21 protein-coding genes are annotated in these 22384 nt (G+C 40.7%); 12 read left to right on the forward strand and 9 right to left on the reverse strand.

The window, feature by feature from the left end; translation table 11 throughout:
- Positions 1 to 4 precede the first annotated feature (4 nt).
- The 5 genes from clpX to A923_RS0103865 all read left to right on the forward strand — a co-directional run bounded on the left by clpX (position 5) and on the right by A923_RS0103865 (position 6672).
- Positions 5 to 1279, forward strand: a complete 1275-nt coding sequence (gene clpX / locus A923_RS0103845) for an ATP-dependent protease ATP-binding subunit ClpX (RefSeq protein ID WP_017220333.1) — start codon at positions 5 to 7, stop codon at positions 1277 to 1279.
- A 154-nt stretch (positions 1280 to 1433) separates the two neighbouring features.
- The gene (lon, locus tag A923_RS0103850; protein ID WP_017220334.1) at positions 1434 to 3785 is read left to right on the forward strand and encodes an endopeptidase La; all 2352 of its coding nucleotides are present in this window, start codon (positions 1434 to 1436) and stop codon (positions 3783 to 3785) included.
- A gap of 125 nt (positions 3786 to 3910) precedes the next feature.
- The gene (locus A923_RS0103855) at positions 3911 to 4186 is read left to right on the forward strand and encodes an HU family DNA-binding protein (protein ID WP_017220335.1); all 276 of its coding nucleotides are present in this window, start codon (positions 3911 to 3913) and stop codon (positions 4184 to 4186) included.
- A gap of 87 nt (positions 4187 to 4273) precedes the next feature.
- Positions 4274 to 6178, forward strand: a complete 1905-nt coding sequence (locus tag A923_RS0103860; protein ID WP_017220336.1) for a SurA N-terminal domain-containing protein — start codon at positions 4274 to 4276, stop codon at positions 6176 to 6178.
- Positions 6179 to 6297: 119 nt separating this feature from the next.
- Positions 6298 to 6672, forward strand: a complete 375-nt coding sequence (locus A923_RS0103865) for a hypothetical protein (protein ID WP_017220337.1) — start codon at positions 6298 to 6300, stop codon at positions 6670 to 6672.
- A gap of 75 nt (positions 6673 to 6747) precedes the next feature.
- Here the strand turns inward: A923_RS0103865 and A923_RS0103870 are convergent, their stop codons facing one another.
- Genes A923_RS0103870 through sapA form a run of 5 tightly spaced genes read right to left on the reverse strand, consistent with a single transcriptional unit; the run spans position 6748 to position 12014 of the window.
- Positions 6748 to 7572: a peptide ABC transporter ATP-binding protein gene (locus A923_RS0103870; RefSeq protein WP_017220338.1), complete on the reverse strand. Its 825-nt coding sequence runs from the start codon at positions 7570 to 7572 to the stop codon at positions 6748 to 6750.
- Positions 7557 to 8570: a peptide ABC transporter ATP-binding protein gene (locus tag A923_RS0103875; RefSeq protein WP_017220339.1), complete on the reverse strand. Its 1014-nt coding sequence runs from the start codon at positions 8568 to 8570 to the stop codon at positions 7557 to 7559. The genes A923_RS0103870 and A923_RS0103875 overlap by 16 nt, the downstream gene beginning before the upstream one ends.
- Positions 8570 to 9460: an ABC transporter permease subunit gene (locus tag A923_RS0103880; protein WP_017220340.1), complete on the reverse strand. Its 891-nt coding sequence runs from the start codon at positions 9458 to 9460 to the stop codon at positions 8570 to 8572. The genes A923_RS0103875 and A923_RS0103880 overlap by 1 nt, the downstream gene beginning before the upstream one ends.
- Entirely contained in the window at positions 9447 to 10412 is a 966-nt protein-coding gene (locus tag A923_RS0103885) for an ABC transporter permease (protein ID WP_017220341.1), read from the reverse strand. Before A923_RS0103885 ends, A923_RS0103880 begins: the two co-directional genes overlap by 14 nt.
- Positions 10413 to 10415: 3 nt before the next feature.
- Positions 10416 to 12014, reverse strand: coding sequence for an ABC transporter substrate-binding protein SapA (gene sapA, locus A923_RS0103890; protein ID WP_237716167.1), 1599 nt, complete (start codon positions 12012 to 12014; stop codon positions 10416 to 10418).
- Positions 12015 to 12321: 307 nt separating this feature from the next.
- Here sapA and tyrR point away from each other — a divergent pair, with 307 nt between their 5' ends.
- From tyrR to A923_RS0103905, 3 genes are all read left to right on the forward strand, one after another.
- Entirely contained in the window at positions 12322 to 13890 is a 1569-nt protein-coding gene (gene tyrR, locus A923_RS0103895) for a transcriptional regulator TyrR (protein WP_017220343.1), read from the forward strand.
- Positions 13891 to 14090: 200 nt separating this feature from the next.
- The gene (locus tag A923_RS0103900) at positions 14091 to 14741 is read left to right on the forward strand and encodes a DUF3108 domain-containing protein (protein ID WP_237716168.1); all 651 of its coding nucleotides are present in this window, start codon (positions 14091 to 14093) and stop codon (positions 14739 to 14741) included.
- Positions 14742 to 14776: 35 nt separating this feature from the next.
- On the forward strand, positions 14777 to 16180 hold the full coding sequence (locus tag A923_RS0103905) for a cobyric acid synthase (RefSeq protein WP_017220345.1): 1404 nt from the start codon (positions 14777 to 14779) through the stop codon (positions 16178 to 16180).
- A gap of 139 nt (positions 16181 to 16319) precedes the next feature.
- On the opposite strand, the gene pdxH is transcribed toward A923_RS0103905, so the two are convergent.
- Together pdxH and A923_RS0103915 are read right to left on the reverse strand one after the other, a co-directional pair.
- Complete coding sequence (gene pdxH, locus A923_RS0103910) at positions 16320 to 16973, reverse strand: pyridoxamine 5'-phosphate oxidase (protein ID WP_017220346.1); 654 nt, start codon at positions 16971 to 16973, stop codon at positions 16320 to 16322.
- A 9-nt stretch (positions 16974 to 16982) separates the two neighbouring features.
- Positions 16983 to 17246 (reverse strand): GrxA family glutaredoxin, encoded by a 264-nt coding sequence (locus tag A923_RS0103915; RefSeq protein WP_017220347.1) that lies wholly within the window; start codon positions 17244 to 17246, stop codon positions 16983 to 16985.
- A gap of 315 nt (positions 17247 to 17561) precedes the next feature.
- On the opposite strand from A923_RS0103915, the gene pssA reads away from it, so the two are divergent.
- From pssA to A923_RS0103935, 4 genes are all read left to right on the forward strand, one after another.
- A complete protein-coding gene (gene pssA / locus A923_RS0103920) occupies positions 17562 to 18911 on the forward strand; it encodes a CDP-diacylglycerol--serine O-phosphatidyltransferase (RefSeq protein ID WP_017220348.1) in 1350 nt (449 codons plus the stop codon).
- A gap of 327 nt (positions 18912 to 19238) precedes the next feature.
- A complete protein-coding gene (locus tag A923_RS0103925) occupies positions 19239 to 19550 on the forward strand; it encodes an HlyU family transcriptional regulator (protein ID WP_017220349.1) in 312 nt (103 codons plus the stop codon).
- A 36-nt stretch (positions 19551 to 19586) separates the two neighbouring features.
- Positions 19587 to 20228, forward strand: coding sequence for a peptide-methionine (S)-S-oxide reductase MsrA (gene msrA / locus A923_RS0103930; protein ID WP_017220350.1), 642 nt, complete (start codon positions 19587 to 19589; stop codon positions 20226 to 20228).
- 2 nt (positions 20229 to 20230) lie between these two features.
- Entirely contained in the window at positions 20231 to 20872 is a 642-nt protein-coding gene (locus A923_RS0103935) for a M50 family metallopeptidase (RefSeq protein WP_083849957.1), read from the forward strand.
- Positions 20873 to 20885: 13 nt separating this feature from the next.
- Here the strand turns inward: A923_RS0103935 and A923_RS0103940 are convergent, their stop codons facing one another.
- Both A923_RS0103940 and A923_RS0103945 read right to left on the reverse strand, forming a co-directional pair.
- Positions 20886 to 21770: a 4'-phosphopantetheinyl transferase family protein gene (locus tag A923_RS0103940; protein WP_017220352.1), complete on the reverse strand. Its 885-nt coding sequence runs from the start codon at positions 21768 to 21770 to the stop codon at positions 20886 to 20888.
- 54 nt (positions 21771 to 21824) lie between these two features.
- Positions 21825 to 22373 (reverse strand): hypothetical protein, encoded by a 549-nt coding sequence (locus A923_RS0103945; RefSeq protein WP_017220353.1) that lies wholly within the window; start codon positions 22371 to 22373, stop codon positions 21825 to 21827.
- Positions 22374 to 22384 lie beyond the last annotated feature (11 nt).

The following is a 22384-nucleotide window of genomic DNA, read 5'->3' on the forward strand; positions in this document are numbered from 1 at the left end:
TCGAATGACAGAAACAAAAAGTGGGGATAACGGTAAATTACTTTATTGTTCTTTTTGTGGCAAAAGCCAACATGAAGTACGTAAATTAATTGCCGGCCCATCTGTCTACATTTGTGATGAATGTGTTGATCTTTGTAACGATATTATTCGTGAAGAGATTAAAGAAATTGCACCAAAACGTGAAGGTGATGAATTACCGACACCGCATCAGATTCGTAGCAAGTTAGACGATTACGTTATTGGTCAAGACCATGCGAAGAAAGTATTAGCAGTAGCGGTATACAATCACTATAAGCGTTTGCGCAATGGCGATACATCAAATGGTGTAGAACTAGGTAAGAGTAATATCTTGTTAATTGGTCCAACTGGTAGTGGTAAAACATTATTAGCTGAAACATTAGCGCGTATTCTTGATGTACCTTTTACTATGGCTGATGCAACAACATTAACTGAAGCTGGTTATGTTGGTGAAGATGTTGAAAATATTATTCAGAAATTATTGCAGAAATGTGATTACGATGTAGAAAAAGCCCAACGCGGTATTGTCTATATTGATGAAATTGATAAAATTTCACGTAAATCTGATAATCCATCGATTACTCGTGACGTATCGGGTGAAGGTGTTCAACAAGCATTATTAAAACTCATTGAAGGGACTGTTGCTTCAGTACCGCCACAAGGTGGTCGTAAGCATCCTCAACAAGAGTTTTTACAAGTAGATACATCTAAGATTCTATTTATCTGTGGTGGTGCATTTGCTGGCTTAGAGAAAGTAATCGAAATGCGCAGTAACGTAGGCAGTGGTATTGGCTTTACGGCAGAAGTGAGAGGCGAAGCTGACAAAGCAACGTTATCGCAAGTATTTGCTAAAGTTGAACCACAAGATTTAGTTAAATTCGGTCTTATCCCTGAATTTATCGGTCGTCTACCTGTGACCGCGACATTAACAGAACTTGATGAAGAAGCATTAATTCAAATCCTAACTGAACCGAAAAATGCACTGACTAAACAGTATGCTGCACTATTCGATTTAGAAGGCGTTGAACTTGAGTTCCGTGAAGATGCATTAACTGCAATTGCTAAAAAAGCGATGTCTCGAAATACTGGTGCACGTGGTTTACGTTCAATTGTAGAAGCTGTTTTACTGGATACGATGTACGATCTTCCTTCAGTTGAAGATATTTGCAAAGTTGTTATTGATGAATCTGTTATTAAAGAAGAATCAGCACCAATTTTGATTTATGAGAATACTGAAAATCAGGCTGTATCAGCAGACTAGTGTTAGATTTTTAAACACTTACTGTTAAAAAGGGGCGCAATGCCCCTTTTTTTATATTTTTTTTCATAATTTAAGCTCCTAGCATTGATTGTTGAGTAATAACCCCTATATATTCAATATTAGCCCTTAGTCCAGTTTTATAAGTGAGGACAAGATGAGTTTTGAGCGTACTGAACGCGTAGATATACCTGTATTACCATTGCGTGATGTTGTGGTTTATCCCCACATGGTAATTCCTTTGTTTATTGGCCGAGAAAAGTCAATTCGTTGTCTTGAAGCCGCAATGGATACAGATAAGCAAATATTTTTAGTTGCACAAAAAGATGCAGCTCAAGATGATCCCCAAGTTGATGATCTGAATAGCGTCGGTACAGTCGCTAATATTTTACAGATGTTAAAATTGCCTGATGGCACGGTTAAAGTATTGGTCGAAGGCACACAACGAGCTAAATTAAATAGCTTGAGTGATGGCGATGATTACTTCCAGGCCGAGATTGAATACATTATTTCTGAGTCAGTATCTGACAAGGAAGAAGATGTACTTATTCGCACTGCAATCGGTCAGTTTGAAGGTTATATCAAACTAAACAAAAAGATCCCTGCTGAAGTACTTACATCAGTGATGGCGATCGACGAAGCTGCGCGTCTTGCAGATACAATGGCAGCACATATGCCGTTGAAATTAGAAGACAAGCAAGTGGTATTAGAACTGAGTAACGTTGCAGAACGTCTTGAGTTCCTAATGGCACAAATGGAATCTGAAATCGACCTATTACACGTGGAAAAGAAAATTCGTACACGTGTTAAAAAGCAGATGGAAAAAAGCCAGCGCGAATATTATTTGAATGAGCAAATGAAAGCGATTCAAAAAGAGCTCGGTGAATCTGAAGATGGTGTTGATGAATTTGAACAATTAGCTGAGAAAATTGAGCAAGCACAAATGCCTGCTGAACCAAAAGCTAAAACCATTGCTGAGTTAAATAAATTAAAAATGATGTCGCCTATGTCTGCAGAAGCAACTGTAGTACGTAGTTATATCGATTGGATGGTTTCAGTTCCTTGGAAGAAACGTTCAAAAGTTAAAAAAGACATCGCTAAAGCGCTAGAAATACTTGATGCAGACCATTTTGGTTTGGATAAAGTAAAAGAACGCATTTTAGAATATCTAGCAGTACAGAGCCGAGTGAATAAACTCAAAGGCCCTATTTTATGTCTTGTCGGTCCTCCTGGTGTTGGTAAAACATCGTTAGGCCAATCGATTGCGAGAGCAACGGGACGTAAGTATGTACGTATGGCCCTTGGTGGCGTACGTGATGAAGCGGAAATTCGTGGACATCGTCGTACTTATATCGGTTCTATGCCGGGTAAAATAGTCCAGAAAATGGCGAAAGTTGAAGTGCGTAATCCCCTGTTCTTATTAGATGAAATCGATAAGATGGCGTCGGATATGCGTGGTGATCCAGCATCGGCATTACTGGAAGTATTAGACCCAGAACAAAATACTTCGTTTAATGATCACTATTTAGAAGTTGATTACGATCTGTCAGACGTGATGTTTGTTGCGACATCGAACTCAATGAACATTCCTGGTCCACTGCTTGACCGTATGGAAGTGATTCGTTTATCGGGTTATACCGAAGATGAAAAACTAAATATTGCTAAACAGCATCTGCTGGACAAGCAAATTGAGCGTAATGGTTTAAAAGCCAAAGAAATTAACATCGAAGATAGCGCAATAATGGGTATTATCCGTTATTACACGCGTGAAGCGGGTGTTCGTTCACTTGAACGTGAAATTTCTAAATTATGCCGTAAAGCGGTAAAACAGATTTTGCTGAATAAATCACTTAAATCAGTGACGATCACTCAAGAAAACTTATCAGAATACCTAGGCGTACAAATCTTTGATTTTGGTAAGACTGAAAGTGAAAGTCGTGTTGGTCAGGTGACGGGTCTAGCATGGACTGAAGTAGGCGGTGAATTACTGACTATTGAAACCACCTCTGTTCCTGGTAAAGGCAAGCTTAACTACACCGGTTCATTAGGTGAAGTGATGCAAGAGTCTATTCAAGCGGCGATGACGGTTGTTCGTTCTCGTGCTGAAAAACTCCGCATCAATAAAGACTTCTACGAAAAACGTGATATTCACGTGCATGTACCTGAAGGCGCGACACCAAAAGATGGTCCAAGTGCAGGTATTGCTATGTGTACCGCGCTAGTATCGAGCTTAACGGGTAACCCTGTACGTGCAAACGTTGCAATGACAGGTGAAATCACGTTAAGAGGTGAAGTATTACCTATCGGTGGCTTGAAAGAGAAGTTACTTGCTGCGCATCGTGGTGGTATTAAGCGTGTTTTGATTCCAAAAGAAAACGAACGTGATTTGGAAGAGATCCCAGCAAACGTGATTGGTGATCTTGAGATCCATCCGGTACGTTGGATTGAAGAAGTTCTGGTGCTGGCACTAGAAAATCATCCAGATGCTTTTGAAGTTGTAGCAACATAGTGTCATTGCTTGAGGTTAGAGTGTCGATTCAGACTTGAATAGTCACTCTAACCTTGTTATAAACGCTATAAACGTTAGTTCTATTTATGTTCCGTTAGAGAAATAACTAAGATTAGGGGAAGAAAGTGAATAAAGCTCAACTGATAGATAGTGTTGCCGCTAAAGCTGATATTTCTAAAGCTGCTGCTGGTCGTGCAATTGATGCAATGATCGAAGCGGTAACTGAAACACTAGAAAAAGAAGAATCTGTTACGCTAGTGGGTTTTGGTACTTTTAGCGTTCGAGATCGTGCGGCACGTACTGGCCGTAATCCACAAACAGGCGCCGAAATTCAAATAGCAGCATCTAAACTTCCCGCTTTTAAAGCTGGGAAATTATTAAAAGATGCATTAAAAGCATAAGCTATTCGTTTTGATTTTTGAGTAAAGACGCACCATAAGGTGCGTTTTTATTGTTATTTACTGTATTGCAGTTTAGAGAATAGAATTATGTTAGAGAAGTTTCGCGAAGGTTCACAAGGACCAGGTGCTAAAATTATTTTAGGCGCAGTGATTGTTACATTTGCCCTTGCTGGTGTAAGTAGCTATCTAGGTAGTGGTAGCGCTCAAAATGCTGCAACAGTGAATGGTGTCGATATTTCAACACAAGCACTCGAAAATCAAGTGAGAACCGATCGTTCTCGTTTAGAGTCTCAACAAGGTGAATCATTCGCCGCGCGTTGGGAACAACCAGCATTCCAAAATCAAGTACGTCAACAGTCTCTTAATACGTTAGTTGCGCAAAATTTATTACAGCAAATGACAGATGACTTAGCATTACGCATTGGTGATGAAAAAATCCGTGGTTATATTTTTGCAATGCAAGAATTTCAAACTGATGGTGTTTTCAATGATGACCGTTATGTTAGTTTGTTACGTCAAAGCGGTATGACACCTGCGCAATTTGTTGAACGTCTACGTACTGACTTTGCACAACAACAATTGACTGACGCATTAGTAAACTCTGAATTTAGTTTACCAAATGAAGTGCAGCAATTAGCCGCATTACAAAATCAACAGCGTCAATTAAGCCAACTTATCGTGCCAGCAAATAAATTTGCCGCTGATATCGCGGTTACGGATGCTGAAGCAAGTGCCTATTACGACGCGAATAAAGCATCGTTCCAGACGTCACAGCAAGCTTCTGTAGACTATATTTTAGTTGATATGAATAACATCAGTGCTGATGTTGAATTAGCCGCTGACGACGCTGAAAATTACTACAATGAACATCAAGCATCTTATGCACAAGAAGATAAGCGTAAAGTGGCGCATATCCTTGTGGCATTCAATGATGATGAATCAGCAGCAGAACAAAAAGCACAAGACTTACTAACACAAATACAATCAGGCGCAGACTTTGCTGAGTTAGCGAAATCATCTTCAGATGATACCTTCAGCGGCGAGAATGGCGGTGAGTTGGATTGGTTAGAAAAAGATATTATGGACCCTGCTTTCGAAACTGCGGCATTTGCATTAGTGAATGATGGTGATGTAACAACTGAACTCGTTCGCAGTGATTTTGGTTTCCATATCATTAAATTACTTGCTGTTGAACCAGGTAAAATGAAAGCATTTGCTGACGTTAAAGCAACCATCGAAACACGCTTGAAAAATGAACAAGCTGTGTCTCGCTTTGATGAGTTAGCTGAGCAATTAGCTGAACAAGCATTTGAAGTGCCAGACTCATTGGATGTTGCTTCTGAAGAAACAGGCCTAGCGATTGTTTCAACTGAAATGTTTTCTGCTAACACGATCCCTGCACCGTTAAATGATCCGAAGGTAGCGGCGATATTATTTGACCAAGACTTTATCGCAGAAGCGATGAACTCTGAAATTATTAATATTACTGATACACAAAGCATTGTTGTTCGCATTAATGAATACAAGCCACAAACGACCAAAGCGTTAGCAGATGTTAATGACGAAATCGTGGCCCGCTTAACAGCCACAAAAGCAGAGCAAAAAGCATTAAGCTTTATGACCATTGTTTCAACTAAAATTAACGCAGGTGAAAGCGTTACAGCTGAACTAGCAAGTGTTGATGCAAGCTTTACAGCACCGGAATGGCTAAGTCGTTTTGATTATACAAAAGCAGATTTCAAAGTATTGAGTAAATTATTCTCAATGCCTAAACCTGCAGCAGCACAAGTTAACGTAGCAACTGAAACATCACTTAGTGGCGATGTAACACTGCTTAAATTTACGTCTGTGCGTGATGCTGAAACTAATGCTGAAGACGCGGCGCGTTTAGCTGATACTCTCAAGAATATGAATGCTCAAGCTGACTATGAAATGTTGATACAAACGCTGATTAAAGCAGCCGATGTATCTTACCCTGCAATTGCAGAGTAAAGCCTAAAGTAATAACAGGACTAGCCAGACAGCAACATATGTCTGTGTGAAGTGAGTTGATTGGATCTCGGTGTGATTTATATTGCATCGAGATTTTTTTGTTATTAAAAGCGATAATTATGATTAAGTATATTTTGACCTTTATTATCACTATGGTGATTTTGCTGGCTGGGTTGTGGTTTTATTTACCCAAAGACAACCCGCTTTTAGGCGAGTGGATATCGACAGATGATATTTACGGCAAGCCTGCCAGGTTAGTATTCACTGAATTCGGTATGTTTAAAGATGGTAGCCATGTGCCTGCAGATTTTGATATATCACGTCAGAAGGTCACCGTAACTACAAACATAGCTACTACTGAATATTTATTGGTTAGCGAGAATATGATTAAGCAGCGAGTACCACGTCAAACATGGCGTTTCTTTTTACGTGCAGATGTATTTGAAGAGATGAGAGAAAGCGTAACCAAGCCAGGTATAAGCCGCTACGATTAATAATTATAATCAACGATTACGATTACGATTAAAAGTGATCACCAGAAATATGTCACACTATTAATCGCCTATCAATTAGCCACGTTGTTTTTTCATATTATATTGATTCGACAATATCTGTCCGCATAAAGCTGCTGTAGGATGCGAGAATAGCTGCTCAGTACAACCCTGCTCAATACACTCCCCTTGATGCATAACTATCATTTTATCACTTATATGCTTCACTAAGCCCATATTATGGGTAACAACGATATAAGAGATGCCAATTGTTTTTTGTAGCTCTAACATCAAATTAATCATCTGTGAGCGTAATGAAATATCCAGAGTTGATAAGGTATCATCGGCAATAATGATTTTTGGATTCAGAATAAGGGCTCTAGCCAACGCAATACGTTGTTTTTGACCACTGGATAACATCGGCGGGTAGAAGGTTGCATACTCAGGTAACAAGCCGACTAAACGTAATGTCTCCGCAATTTTTTCGGCACGCTTAGCAACCGACATATCGGTATTTAATTGCAATGGCGCATCTAATATTTGACCGACGCTGGTACGCGGGTTGAGCGATGTTTCAGGGTCTTGAAACACCATTCTTATCGAGCGGCAGCGTAAATCGGTATTACTGGCATCAAGCTTACAGCCATCAACATAGATATTACCGGTTGTTGGTGTTATCACCCCAGCAAGCAACCGCGCTAGGGTGGATTTCCCCGAGCCCGTTTCGCCAATAATAGCCAGTGTTTCTGCGCGATTTAAACTAAATGAAATATCATTGACGGCAATGACTTCCTGACGCTTAAAAAAACCGGTTGGATTGATATAGGTCTTGCCCAATTTTTCCACCCGTAATAGCGGCTGTACACGCGTTGTGGTTGCGATGTCGATTATTTTTTCTGGCATTTTTTACCTTTTAATTCATCGGCATTTAATGGAAAGTGACAACTAAACATATGGCCCTTAACCTTTTGCATCGGCGGGGTGATCACACAGTTTTTTTGAGCGTTCGGACAGCGAGGTCCGAGTCGACAACCAATCGGTAAATGATGTAATAGTGGCACCTGTCCAGCCAAGGTATTCAAACGTGCTTTATGTGGCACTTGGCTAAAATCGGGATTGGCACGTAAAAGCGCATCGGTATAAGGGTGATGAGTATGGTTAAATACTTGATCACGCGTGCCACTCTCAACCATTTGGCCGCAATACATCACCGTCATATTATCCGCTAATAAACTCACCGTTTCTAAATCGTGACTGATCAGCAGAATCGTGGTGTGGGATAACTTATTCAGCTTGTCTAATAACCGTAATATTTGATTCTGTGTTTTCGGTTCCATTGCTGTTGTTGGCTCATCAGCAATCAACAGACGAGGTTTTTTGGCGATAGCCATGGCGATCATTACTTTTTGACAAAGCCCTTCTGAGAGCTCAAAAGGATAGCTATTCATCACCCTTTTATGATCTTTTACACCGACTTTGTGCAGTAGGGCAATGGCTTGTTTTTTACGCCAGTTAAAACGTTGCCAAAAATGACCGGTAAACTGATCACACGGGATCGCTTCTGCAAGTTGATCTCCGGCTTTTTCGGATGGATCCAAGTGTGCGGCGGCATCTTGAAAGATCATACCGATTTCTTTGCCCATGACTCGGCGGCGCTGCACAGGGGTTAAGTTCAGTAAATCAATATCACCAAGTCGCAAGCGGTCAGCTCGGACACGCCAGTTATCTTTAGTGATGCCCATAATAGCTTTTGCAACCAGACTTTTACCCGAACCGGATTCACCAACCAGACCACGAACTTCACCATCACTCAGGGTAATGTTAAATTTATCAACCGCTTTTAACGTACCTTGCGGTGTGATAATTTCGATAGTGAGATTTCGAATATCAAGTAGAGCCATTAGTCAATTCCCGCAATAATAGATTGTCTTAAACTTTCGCCGACGATATTAACGATGAAGATAGTCACTAAAATAGCTAATCCAGGTAGCACTACTGTCCAAGGTGCAATAAATACCAGGTCGGTTGCCCCTGATAACATCGTGCCCCATTCTGAAAGCGGACGCTGTGCGCCTAAGCCTAAAAATCCTAACGCACTTATATCAATTATAGCTGATGAGATCGCGCGAGTAAGTAAGTTCACTAGTGTTTCAATGATATTCGGGAATACACCATAGCGAATAATACGGTAATTATTAGCACCGTCGAGTTTGAGCGCAATGATGTACTCTTTTTGCAGTTCTTGGTAAACCGATAGATACACACCACGAATAAACTGGGGAATAGAAGCCAATAAAATAGCTAATAAACTGTGGTCTAAACCAGGCCCAAGCACTGAGATAAAGATTATCGCTAATAATAAAGATGGAATGGATAATGCTGTATCCATTATATGATGTAGGGTACTCGATAGTAGGCCATGGCTTATCGCGGCTGTAATACCAATCGTGGTACCGATAATCAAGGCGATAAAGCTAATGAGTAGGGCGTTACCAAAGGTTAATTGTAAACCATATAATAATCGCGAGAGTACATCTCTGCCCAGATCGTCAGTACCCAAAAAGTAATCGACCGTGCCTTTATCATCCCATGAAGGTGGTTGTAATAGTAAGTGAGCTTGTCTTAAATCAGGCTCATGGGGGGCAATAAAGGGTGCAAATACGAGTAAGAAAAAGAGTAACCCCAGTGCCCACAATGCCGCCATGGCGATTTGCTGTGATGAATAATGCTTCCAGGTTTGCTCTGCGGGAGACAAAATATGTTCATCCGCAAAGACATTAAGATTGGGCATAGAGTTCTTTCCTGCGAATTGGATTAATGACGACTGTTAATATTTCAGTTAATACATTCGCAGTGACTACGAAAATAGCCACCGTTAACATACCACCTTGGATCGCGGCGTGATCTTGTTGATAAATACTGTTGATTAACCAACGGCCAATCCCCGGCCATGAGAATACCGCTTCGGTGACCATCGCGGTCGTTAATACGGTACTAAATTGCAGTCCTAAATGTGGGATCATATTCGGAATGGCGTTACGTAGCACGTGACGCATGATAATTTCAGTTTTACTTAAGCCTTTGCTTGCAGCCGCTTTAATATATTTTTGTTTCATCACATCACTGACGTGATTACGCATTTGGCGGATCACTTCGGTGGTGGGTACAGTAGCCAATACAATGGTTGGTAGCAATAAGTGTTTAAGTGCATCGTAAAATGCATCTTGGCTATGCGGATTATCCGAAATAAGCGTATCGATAAGCATAAAACCGGTAACGGAATCAATTTCATACAGTAAGTTAAGCCGACCCGTCACTGGTAACCAGTTCCAATTAAGCGCAAAGTACATCATTACTAATGATGCTAACCAGAACACCGGAATTGAAAATATAAATAACGAGATACCCATGATCGTACTATCAAGTGAGCTGCCGCGTTGCATACCGGCAATCGTCCCTATGGGTACACCAACGGCTATCGACAGAATAAAAGCACTGAAACAAAGTTCGAGTGTGGCGGGAAATACGATTAATATCTCATCCAGTACAGGTTGACCGGTACCGCTAGTTACGCCTAAGTCACCTTGCACTATCGCCATCAAATAATCGAAATAATTACTGAATAGATTACCTTCTAAGGCCAAGTCACCAGCCACTCGACTACGAAGGAAAAAACCAATCACGGTTAATGCCGTCACGGTAATGACCAGTAAATTAATACGTCTTATTATATAAAAAAACATGAGTTACTGCCGCACTGTATTGATGAAATTGATACCGCCGAAAGCAGTCGTTTCAACGCCTTTTATTCCACTGCTATAGGCGTGTAAACGCAAAGAGTGTGCCAGTGGGATAAGGGGTAATTCTTGTTGAATAATTTCTTGGGCGCGATAATAGAGCGTGACGCGTTCAATGTATTCTGTTTCTGTGACCGCTTGGTTAATCAAATCATCAAACTCGGAATTACACCAACGAGTATAATTAGAACCCGTGTTAATCGCGTTGCAACTTAGCTGGAAGCGGAAGAAATTATCAGGATCATTATTATCTGCAACCCAACCCAGCAGGTAACTATCATATTCACCCTGCTGTAATTTATTTTCCATGAGTTGCCACTCATATTTGATGATTTTTGCTTCGATGCCAATTTGCGCTAATTCTGATTGAATCAGCTCAGCCATTTTAACCGCATCTGGATTATAAACTTGTGATGACTTTAGCGCCATAATATTCATTTTGAAACCATTTGGATATCCGGCTTCAGTGATTAATTGGCGGGCATAGGCAAGGTTGTATTTATAGCTTTTAAGATAAGGGTTATAAGCCCAAGAGACGGGCGGTAAAATTGATTTAGCGTTAACGCCGGTATTATAATAAACCGCTTGTAGCAAGGTATCTTGATTAATTGTGTGGGCTAATGCGCGGCGTATTTTAGGGTTGTTAAAGGGTGCTTTTTCAGTATTGAAAGCCCAGTAAGCCACGTTTAATCCGGTTTCTACCGATATCTTCACGCGGTCATGTTCACTGATCATTGCTACTTGGCTGGCCGCAGGATAAGCCATGATATCGCATTCTTGGGTTAATAACTTGGCTAAGCGTGATGATGAATTCGGCGTGATATCAAAAATTAACTGTTCAATTTTGGCGTTGTCGCCCCAATAATCATCATGTCTTTGATAGCGAATAAAATTATCAGTTCGGTATTCTTTAAACTTAAATGGACCCGTACCAATTGGCAGATTATCGATATCTGCTTTTTTGTTTAATGCGATTAAGCTATCGGCATATTCGGCAGATAAAATAACACTAAAATCGCTGGCTAAATTAGCAATGAATGAAGAGTCAGGTAACACCAAGTTAAACTCAATAGTGTAATCGTCAATCTTCACGAGTGAGCGGATCTGTTGATCGAGCTCGATGCCCTCAAAAAACGGATAACCATCTTTAGACACATCATGATATGGATTTTTTTTATCTAATACCCGAGCAAAACTGAACATGACATCATCGGCATTAAACGTGCGTGTTGGAGTAAAGTAATCGGTTTGATGAAAACGCACGTCTTTACGCAAGAAAAAGCGATAAGAGAGACGATCGGCAGATATTTCCCAGTCGATGGCCAAACCTGCTTTGAATTGCTGTGTATTGGGATCAATAAATAGCAGACGATCGTAAAGCTGACTCGTCGTTGCATCAAGGGTCACATTCGATGTGGCTGTTTGCGGGTTAAATGAACTGGGGCTACCTTCTGTACAATAAGACAGACCGTTCTGTTTAATTTTGGTTTGCTCATCACAGGCTGTTAACAACAAGATAACGGTTAGCGGCAGTATAGTTTTAATCAAATTTAGAATATGCATATTGTTTTATCACGGTTACTCACCTGACTAATTTATCACTAAGGTAATGTTCGACCAAGTTAATCTATACCTTTTACACCATAATAGTTAAATTTATTGCAATATGATGGAAAAAGTCGATTCATATCAGCCTGTTTTGTTGCCACAGGGCATTATGTAGCAACATTGTCTGGTGATTTATTGATCTCACCTATGTCGATTATCGTAATATCAGCCGATACATTTTTAGTGGCGTTGGTCGCGTATTTTACATGCTATTATAGGCACATAGTATTTAATGGTGGTTACAATAATGCGTTTGGAATTAGTTTGTGAAGATAGAGTCGGTATCAGTCGAGAAATTCTTGATTGTTTTTTAGCGCGAGATATTAATTTATCGGCGATTGAGATCCAACAACCCGATCGGATATTTATTAAATCACCGAACCTAGAATTTTCTGACCTGCAGGCGTTGATGACGAATCTTCGCCGTATTAGCGGCGTATGTGATGTCAAAACCGTTAGTTATTTACCCTCTGAACTTGAGCATCAAGAAATTCAAACCTTGATGACTAACTTACCTGATATTGTCTTTTCGGTGGATGTAAAAGGTTTAGTGTCTTTGGTTAATACGCCGGCATTGACTGCGCTTGGACTTTCGGAGTCGCAAGTGAAAGGCCATTGTATTAGCAATTTCGTCAAAGGATTCTCCATTGCAAAGTGGTTAGAGTCAGAGGAAGTCTGCGCCCAAACCCAAAAACTGACCTTATTAGATGAAGACTTTCTGGGGGATATTCTGCCGTTGAGTATTCGCAGTGATATTAATCAGGTGGCATTATCAAAAGCCGCAGCAAGCGTAAAACCAGATGAACTTGTTGGCGCAGTGATTATTCTTAAATCGGTTGACCGTATTGGTAAGCAATTTAATTTCTTACGTACCTTTCAGTTTGCCGCGTTTGATGAGATCCATGCCAAAAGCGATAAAATGCATAAGTTAATCAACACGGCTAAAAAATTAGCCATGTTAGACGCTCCGTTAATGATCTTAGGTGAAACGGGCGCAGGTAAAGAACTGATTGCCAAAGCGTGTCATCAAGCGAGTGGACGTTCACAACAACAGTTTTTAGCGCTAAACTGCGCCGCAGTGCCGGATTCTGTTGCTGAATCAGAGTTGTTTGGTGTTGTCACTGATGACGGTGAAACCAAGCGTGGTATTTTTGAACTGGCTAATGAAGGTTCAGTCCTGCTTGATGAAATCGGTGACATGTCGCCGTACTTACAAACTAAGTTCTTACGTTTACTCGAAACCGGTTGTTTCCGCCGCGTTGGTGATGAGAAAGAAGTGCGCGTTGATGTGCGTATTTTTTGTACCACTCAAAATGATCTGCCGCAGTTGATTAGCGATGGTAAATTCCGTCAAGATTTGTATTATCGTTTGAATGTATTATCGATGACAGTGCCTGCGTTACGTGAACGCAAAGAGGATATTATCCCGCTTTGTCATTCATTCTGCAGTGTCTTTAGTCATGAATTACAACGTACCAAACCCCAGCTAAGCCGTAATGTACTCGATTTATTACAATCTTATCCTTGGCCTGGCAACGTACGTGAATTACGTAATGTGTTATATCACGCGTTGACCTTGTTAGAAGGTGACGTGCTAAATCCGTGTGATTTGAACTTGCCGGCAGCCAAGAATGAAAAGTTTGATGAAGCCTTGTTTGATGGTTCGTTAGATGAAGCCTGTAAACGGTTTGAAAAACTGTTATTGCAACGCCTCTATCCGTCTTATCCAAGTACGCGTCAACTAGCTAAGCGTTTAGGGGTATCACATACTGCGATTGCCAATAAATTACGCGATTATCAGATCACTAAAAAATAGTATTTAGTTGCGAATTTACTTTTAGTCTAGACGTTCCGGTAGGTTAATTACCTCGCTATAGACTAAAATTATTAGGGTTTATAAGTTAAAACAGTAATGGCTCGCATCCGACCACTGCGCGCTACTTGAACGGAGTTCAGACGATGGATATTTTAACCAAATTATTTTACACGGCTGTATTGAGTATAGGGACTTACGCTATGAGCGCATCTGCGGTGCACGCTGAGATATATCCTTTCCAAGCTAAATACGCTGTGTATTACAAAGACGTCAGATTTGGTAGTGGCGAACGCACATTGCGCCGTTTAAATGGTGATAGTTATAAAATAACAACGCAAGCCAGCGTATTATTTGGCACTGGTGACTATACCAATAATTCGTGGTTTAATTTTAAAGACAACGTATTGACCACTGACCGTTACGAACATGAAACATCGGTAATGGGCTTTGGCGATGTGTCATCAGCCTCTTTTGAAGATAATGGTGACATTTTAATGGATTTTGAAGATGGCCATGTCGAAATAAAATCAAAGCCGGATGTGATGGATGTAGGGGCGATGACTATTGTCGTGCAAAATGACCTTAAGTTAGGCAAAACTGCATTCAGTTACGAATGGGTATTTGAAAAAAAATTGGAAACCATTGCATTTGAAGTTGTACAAGAAGAAACGATCAATACGATATATGGCGACATGATTGCGGTTAAAGTTAAAGAAGTTAAAAAGAAGAAAAACCGTGCGACTTATTATTGGTTTGTACCTAAATTAGATTACCAACTCGCGCAAGTTGAAGTGTATAAACATGGCGTCCGTAAATCGTATTTAAAACTCACCGCGCTTACTTTTCAGTAACCACTGACACTTAATATTTAATTCAAGAAGATAAAATGACCAAGCCAATCATGATAATGGGGTGTACTAGCGACGCCGGTAAAAGTTTCGTTGTCGCCGGATTATGCCGTATGTTTGCTAATCGTGGTGTCAATGTTGCGCCTTTCAAAGCGCAAAACATGAGCAATAATGCCGCTGTCACTGCACAAGGTGCTGAAATTGGGCGTGCACAATACTTACAAGCCATTGCTGCGAAAGTACAGCCTGATGTCCGCATGAACCCTGTTTTACTTAAACCCAGTGCTGATACTCAAAGTCAGCTTATTCTCAATGGTAAACCGGCACCTGAGTTGAGTAACATTCCGTGGATGGAACGCAAAGAATACCTGTTTCAGCATGTTGAAAAAGCCCTTGCTGACTTACAACAAGATTTTCAACAAATTGTTATTGAAGGGGCGGGCAGTCCGGCTGAAGTAAACTTACGTGCCAGTGATATTGTTAATATGAGTGTAGCTTTGGCCTGCAATGCCGATGTTTATTTGGTTGCCGATATTGATAAGGGCGGCGCATTTGCGCATTTGCTCGGCACATTCATGTGTCTTGCCGAGGAAGAGCAAAAACTAATTAAAGGTTTTGTGTTAAATAAATTCCGTGGTGACCCATTACTATTGGGTAATGCGATGGACTGGTTAGAAGATAAAACGGGTGTACCGACAGTAGCGAACATTCACTACTTCCCCCATCGTTTACCGGAAGAAGATACCTTGCACCACCGTGCTGAATTTAAAAGTGGTCAGATTAATATCGCTTTAATCGCGTATCCTTATGCCGCCAATATGGATGAATTTGATAACTTGATCCATCAAGATAACGTCAGTGTTGTACCACTGCGAGACGGTCAATCGTTAGCTGAGTTTGACGCTATTATATTACCCGGCAGTAAAAATACAGCGGCGAGCTTATTACATCTACGGGAATCAGGCTTAGCCAACGAGATCAGCAAGGCGGCACAGCGTGGCCAGCCAATCTTGGGGATTTGTGGTGGTATGCAATTACTTGGTGAGCAGATCCTTGACCCGCACTATATCGAAGGTGGTGATGAACAAGGCTTAGGGCTATTGCCTATCGTAACGGCACATGCACAGACTAAAACCACCAAACAACGTGATATTGATTGGCAAGGTTTTAAATTATCCGGTTATGAAATTCATCACGGTAAAACAACAATAAGTAAAGAGAGTGAAAAGACCCGTTGTAAAAGCTTTATCGAAGTGAATTTAGGCTGGCAGAAAGGTAATATCTATGGCTGTTATTTACATGGATTATTTGATAACAAAGGCTTTATTAATCAGTTTTTAGGTAATTTAGGCTGGGTTGGTGAAGCGGATGATCATGCGGTTAGCTTAGATGCGGAATTAAACCGTGTGGGCGATATGTTTGAAAGCCTAAAGTGGTTATAAATACTGAGCTGGTTACAAATACTAAATTAGTTATAAACAGTGAGTTCGACATAAACGCTAGATAAAAAAAAGCAGGTAATGACTTACCTGCTTTTTTGGCTTTCATCTGCAAAGATAAAAGTAACTGACATTGGCGATGTTAAGGCGCTAGGCGATCAACACGCCAATCATTACCTTCTTTCACATAACTAAAGCGATCATGTAGACGATCGGCTTTACCTTGCCAGAATTCAATGCTACTTGGTTTTACTAAGTAGCCGCCCCAAAACTCAGGTAGTGGTACTTCTTTATCCGCAAATTTACTCGTCACATCTTTAACTTGTTGTTCGAGAATGTTGCGAGAAGATATCACTGTACTTTGTCTTGATGCCCACGCGCCGATTCGGCTGCCACGTCCACGAGATTGGAAGTAAGCGTTAGAGTCTTCAGCTGAGATCTTTTCGACCACACCTTGAATACGTACTTGACGCTGTAAAATATTCCAGTGGAATGTGATTGCTATATGTGGGTTCTGAGCCAGTTCTTGGCCCTTTTTACTTTCGTAATTAGTAAAGAAAACAAAGCCTTCTTTAGTCAATTCTTTCAGTAAAACCACACGGCAAGAAGGGTAACCATTAGCATCAACGGTCGACACTGTCATGGATTCAGGTAAGACGATCCCGCAGTCTTGCGCCACTTTGAACCAGTTTTGGAACTGCTCAAATGGATCAACACTCGGATCAAGGTCGGGCAAGTCGACTAATACGCCTTGCCCTAAAGTAAATGCACAACGGATCTTATTTAATAACGACATGGCTAAGCCTTATGCGTATAAACCCAAGTTTGCTTTAGCGAACTGTTCAAATTCAGTACAACCGCCAACGTGTTTTTCGTCAACAAAAATTTGTGGCACAGTGTTAACAGGTACGCCAGCTGATTTTTCTAGGTCAGCTTTGCTGATGCCTTCTGCAAGCATATCAATGTAGTTGTAATCAAAATCTTCATTGTCAGCTTTTAATGTTTCTGCAATTTGTTTTGCACGTACACAGAAAGGGCAACCAGGACGACCAAAGATAACTGTAAACATAATATAAATACTCCGGGTAAAAAAAATTGGTTAGCACGCTATGTGTACTCTATTATCAAGTACCAGTTGCTAGTGAGTGACTTCACTCTTAATGCCTACATAGTATGTTTTTCTGAAATAAAATGAAATTGTTTATTTAATAATAATCAATAGGAATTATCTATTGATGACAAATTTAACATTATCCGTATGACTTCTGTTAAGAAACGTAAATTTTTCGCACCGAGTTCTAATAATTGCAGAGATAAATAGCAATCATGATTGGAATCAGTGATAATTATCGATTAACTTTTATAAATCAGCTTGAAACAACATATGAAATCATTAGAGTTTTATCAATCTACGATTACCAACTTAAAGCAACTGCCGATGTCGGCAGGGCATATTGATGTTTTATTTTCAGCGCGTGATTTTAAAGCAAAAATATTAGACTTAATTGCTTCATCTTCGAAACGTATTTATCTTTCGGCGTTGTATCTCCAAGATGATGATGCAGGTAAAGAAGTACTTAATGCGCTGTACCAGGCGCGGGTAAACAACCCGGGCTTAGTGATTAAAGTGTTCGTTGATTTTCATCGTGCACAACGTGGTCTTATTGGCCAGAAAGAACATGGCGGTAATGCCGATCTGTATAAAGACATGCGCAAAAGACTAGGCGATAAAGTGACGATCCTAGGTGTGCCTGTTAAAGGTAAGGAAGTATTGGGTGTATTGCACCTTAAAGGTTTCATCTTCGATGATAACGTGCTGTACAGTGGCGCGAGTATTAATGATATCTATCTGCACCAAGCAGAAAAATACCGTTGTGACCGTTACCATGTGTTGTACAACCCTGCATTAGCAGATTCTATGGTCGCGTATTTAGAAGATTACTTTGTAAGCCAAAACGCGGTTACCCGACTTGATGAGGAGTCTATTCCGTCAAGCAAAGCCTTGAAGCAAGATATTCGTCAATTCAAACAAACGTTACGTAGCGCGCAGTATCATTATATTAATACGACACCGGAAAGTAATGAAGTGGGTATCACGCCTATTTCAGGGTTTGGTCGTCATGGTAATAAATTAAATCAAACCATCACTAACTTGCTACGCGCTGTAGAAAGCGAAGTGACTATTTTTACACCGTACTTTAATTTACCGCTATCAATATCGAAAGATATTAAGCGTCTGTTAAAACGTAATGTGAAAGTAACCTTGGTTATCGGTGATAAAACCGCGAATGATTTCTTCATTCCACCGGAAGAACCATTTAAAGTGATATCTGCACTGCCTTATATCTATGAAACGTACCTGCATAAGTTTGTAAAAACGTGCCAGCCTTATATCGACAAAGGCCTGCTTAATGTGCGTTTATGGACCGATGAAGGCAACAGCTTCCACCTTAAAGGTTTGTGTTGTGATTATAAGTATCATCTATTAACAGGTAATAACTTAAACCCACGCGCATGGGGTTTAGATCTCGAAAATGGTATTTTAATTCATGATACTAAACAGTTATTAAAAGATACCCTGCAAGCTGAGCAAGAGCATGTGTTGAAAAACACCCGTCGTATTAAACACCTTTCTGATTTAGAAAGTATGTCGGACTACCCAGCACCAGTGCAGAAATTTATGCGCCGTATTAAAACCACGCGCTTGGATATGTTGCTAAAACGTATTTTGTAACTTAGTTGTTGTAAAAATTAAGCAAAAAAAGGCCTGTGACTGTCACTTTATTAGCGTGATAGCCGCAGGCCTTTTTGCATTGTTAACGACTAATATGTCCTGCTATTTTCCAACCTTCATTCTGATTTACACACCCCTGGTTATGCTTTACATACCTGAATCGCACTCTTTTTCATTATTCATAAACTAGGCTTGAAAAACAGTCATGCAAAAGTGTATTGAAAATGATGATGTAAATTAGTTTCATTCTGCGTAAAGGCTATTGCTCTGTTCTAGCTTGCTGATTATACTTGATTAACTATTAAACAATAAATTGGCTGTGATTTCATGTTCGGATTTTTAAAACGTTTTTTTTCTGCTTCTGAAGATTCGGATGCTAAACCTGTCGACAACACACCAAATGTTGAACCTGTTGCTTACAACGGCTATCTTATTTTTGTGATGCCGAAGGAAGAATCGGGTCAATACCGTGTGGCAGGTTTAATTGAAAAACCAGTAGCAGACGATGAACACGCTGAGAATTTAAAACATGCATTTATTCGTTCAGATGTTTGCATGAGCAAACCGCAAGCTGAACAGATCACGTTACAAAAGTGTAAGTTATTCATCGATCAAGTCGGCGATAGCATGTTTAAGTAAATGCTGTCTTTTGACTCATTAACGCAGGAGTTCACTATGTTTTTTTCAAAAAATAAGTTAGCCATGGTTAGCAAGTCTGAAGCACTGCCTGACAACCCTACGGCGATCCCAGTTGATGCGTTACATTATGTATCTGCCAGCAAAATGGTGCCGCCGTTTGTTGCCCAGTATCAAGTATGCTATTTCGCCATGGGCTGTTTCTGGGGCGCTGAACGATTATTCTGGTCTATTCCTGGCGTTGTGACAACGGCTGTTGGTTACCAAGGTGGCTACACAGTAAACCCAAGTTATCAACAAGTATGCACAGGTCAAACGGGCCACACCGAAGCGGTATTAGTGGTGTTTGATCCGGAAGTGATTAGCTACGCAGAATTATTAATCCTGTTCTGGGAAAACCATCAAACAGCCCAAGGTATGCGCCAAGGTAATGATCAGGGTACGCAATACCGTTCTGCGCTTTATTGCACTTCGAAACTGCAGTTGTCTGAAGCTAAAGACTCTGCTGCGCATTATCAACAAGCATTAGCAGATGGCGGTAGTACTGAAACCATTACCACTGAAATCGATCTCGCTGCACCATTTTATTATGCCGAAGCCGATCATCAGCAATACTTGGCTAAAAACCCACAAGGCTATTGCGGCATAGGCGGTAGTGGCATTTGTTACCCGAGTAATTAATCATGATCGCGAGAGATAGACGCATTCTATTTATACTGGTGTTCACGATACTCGCTTTTATGTGGCAAAGTACGCTAATTGCACCGCTTAAAATTTTAGTGGTGTTCTTACATGAACTGAGTCATGCGTTAGCGACTTGGTTAACCGGTGGCAAGGTTGTGGAGTTTGTGGTCTCGGCTTATCAAAGTGGCCATGTGCGTTCTATGGGCGGCTCGCGGTTTATTATTCTCAGTGCTGGCTATTTAGGCTCGTTACTGTTTGGCTTGTTATTTTATGCGGCCAGTAGCCGACGAAAAACGACCGATATTAGCTTAGCGTTATTGGCTATTACGATGTTAATGGTTGCTGTGTTCTTTGGTGGCACGGCATATACCATTGGCTTTGCGGCAGTCATTGCCTTGGCAATCATGACATTATTAAAGTATGCCAATGCGGCGGTCAAGCAAACCGTATTATTGGTGTTTGCCAGTGCCAGCATGATTTATGTGCCCATCGATATTTGGCAAGATACCATCGTGCATAGTGGCGCATTATCTGATGCGCGTATGTTAGCCAATGAAATGGGCGGCGCGACCTTTATGTGGGGCGGTCTGTGGTTTGTCGCGAGTTTGTATTTTATTTATTTAACCCTGCGTAAATCCTGATTTTAGCTATTAACTACTGCACCAATACTGTATCGACTAGCGTATTGGTTAGTATCTGAATATGAGTATCATCAGTGAGTTCAATATCACTGATGATACTAATATCAAATGTCTTACTAACCACTCCACTCGGTACTTCATCTAGTTCTTTATCTAGTGCTTCATAACGACCAGAACGTACATTCAACGATTGGCAATGCTCAAACACATTATCACGTAGCAATGTCGCTATCGGTTGTTTGATGGCTTTCGCTAACGCTTCTTTTAACGTCCATATGCGATATAGCGCCTTAGCATGCACTGCTTTGCTCTTCTTTTCAGTAACGTCCTCAGTAATGTCTTCAGTAACGCCTTCAGCCACATATTCAGTTTGAGCCATACAGGCGCGTAATTCTTCACTGTGGTAATAATGCTTCGCTACTTTTTCGAGTGAACGTTTGGTCGAGAGCCATTCTAAATCGACACCCAATTGTATTGATTGTAATGCCGCAGACTGTTGGCTTGGCACAAGGGCGATTAGCACTTGGCCGTGGGAGTGTGATATACAACTGCGCAGCGCGATAGCTTGGCCATGCTGATACACCTTTAAGCAAGTATCTTTATCATCGAACAGCACAGTAAGTGAGTCAAAATCATAGCCGAAGTATTGGCTAGCATAAGTCTTAATAATAAAACGACTCGCGAGGTATTCTTGCTTTGCTTGCAGCTGTTTACGTTTGGTAAATATGCTCTGTTCTTGCGGCTGTAAATACTGCGCAGCCAGTGCCGTGATCTGTTCGCTAGCAATGGTGTTACTGTTAAATAAGTAAACGTCCATTGGCGCATCTGCATTGACTGGCAAGTCGTTATGCGAACTAAAGGTTAATTGCTGACGAAAGAATAGGGCAGTGTGTGGCATGCAAGCTGAGACCGTTATAGTGCTGTGGGCGCAAAGTATAACAATCTCTGCCTGTTACTTCAGTAAACTGCGGTATTTTTTTTGCTGCTGTAATAGCCATTCAGGTGTTGTTGAGGTGACCCCCTCTGGTTTTAACATCGGGTGTAATTGCATTATTTTATTCACCGTTAACTCTTGTTGCTGTTCGAGATCGATAAATAAGATGGTCTTGCCATTTTCGAGGGATTGTTTGAATACTTTACTATTAATATTGGGCAACTGAATATCTATGTGCTCACCTTCCCAAGTACAAAAGACCAGTACCATGAAGGCGAACATGATAATCGGCATGCCTCCGAGTGGACCAAGATACCAACCTTGAATATAAGTCAGCAACAAGATGGTGATAGCGAACACGATACCAATCGCAGCGCCGATATCCCCACTCTTAACTAAACCTTTCTTCAGTGAGTTATCAACCTGATATAAATAATGCTTGCCGAGGGATTTATCATCATTGGTTAAGGTGTGGATCTGACCTTTATCGATGCCAAAAGACTGTAGTTCATGTTCGATCATCTCCAGTTCATCCAGCGAATCGATTATATAATAATGCCTTAACATGGTAACCACCT

The organism is Moritella dasanensis ArB 0140, from assembly GCF_000276805.1.
Classification (GTDB): Bacteria; Pseudomonadota; Gammaproteobacteria; order Enterobacterales; family Moritellaceae; genus Moritella; species Moritella dasanensis.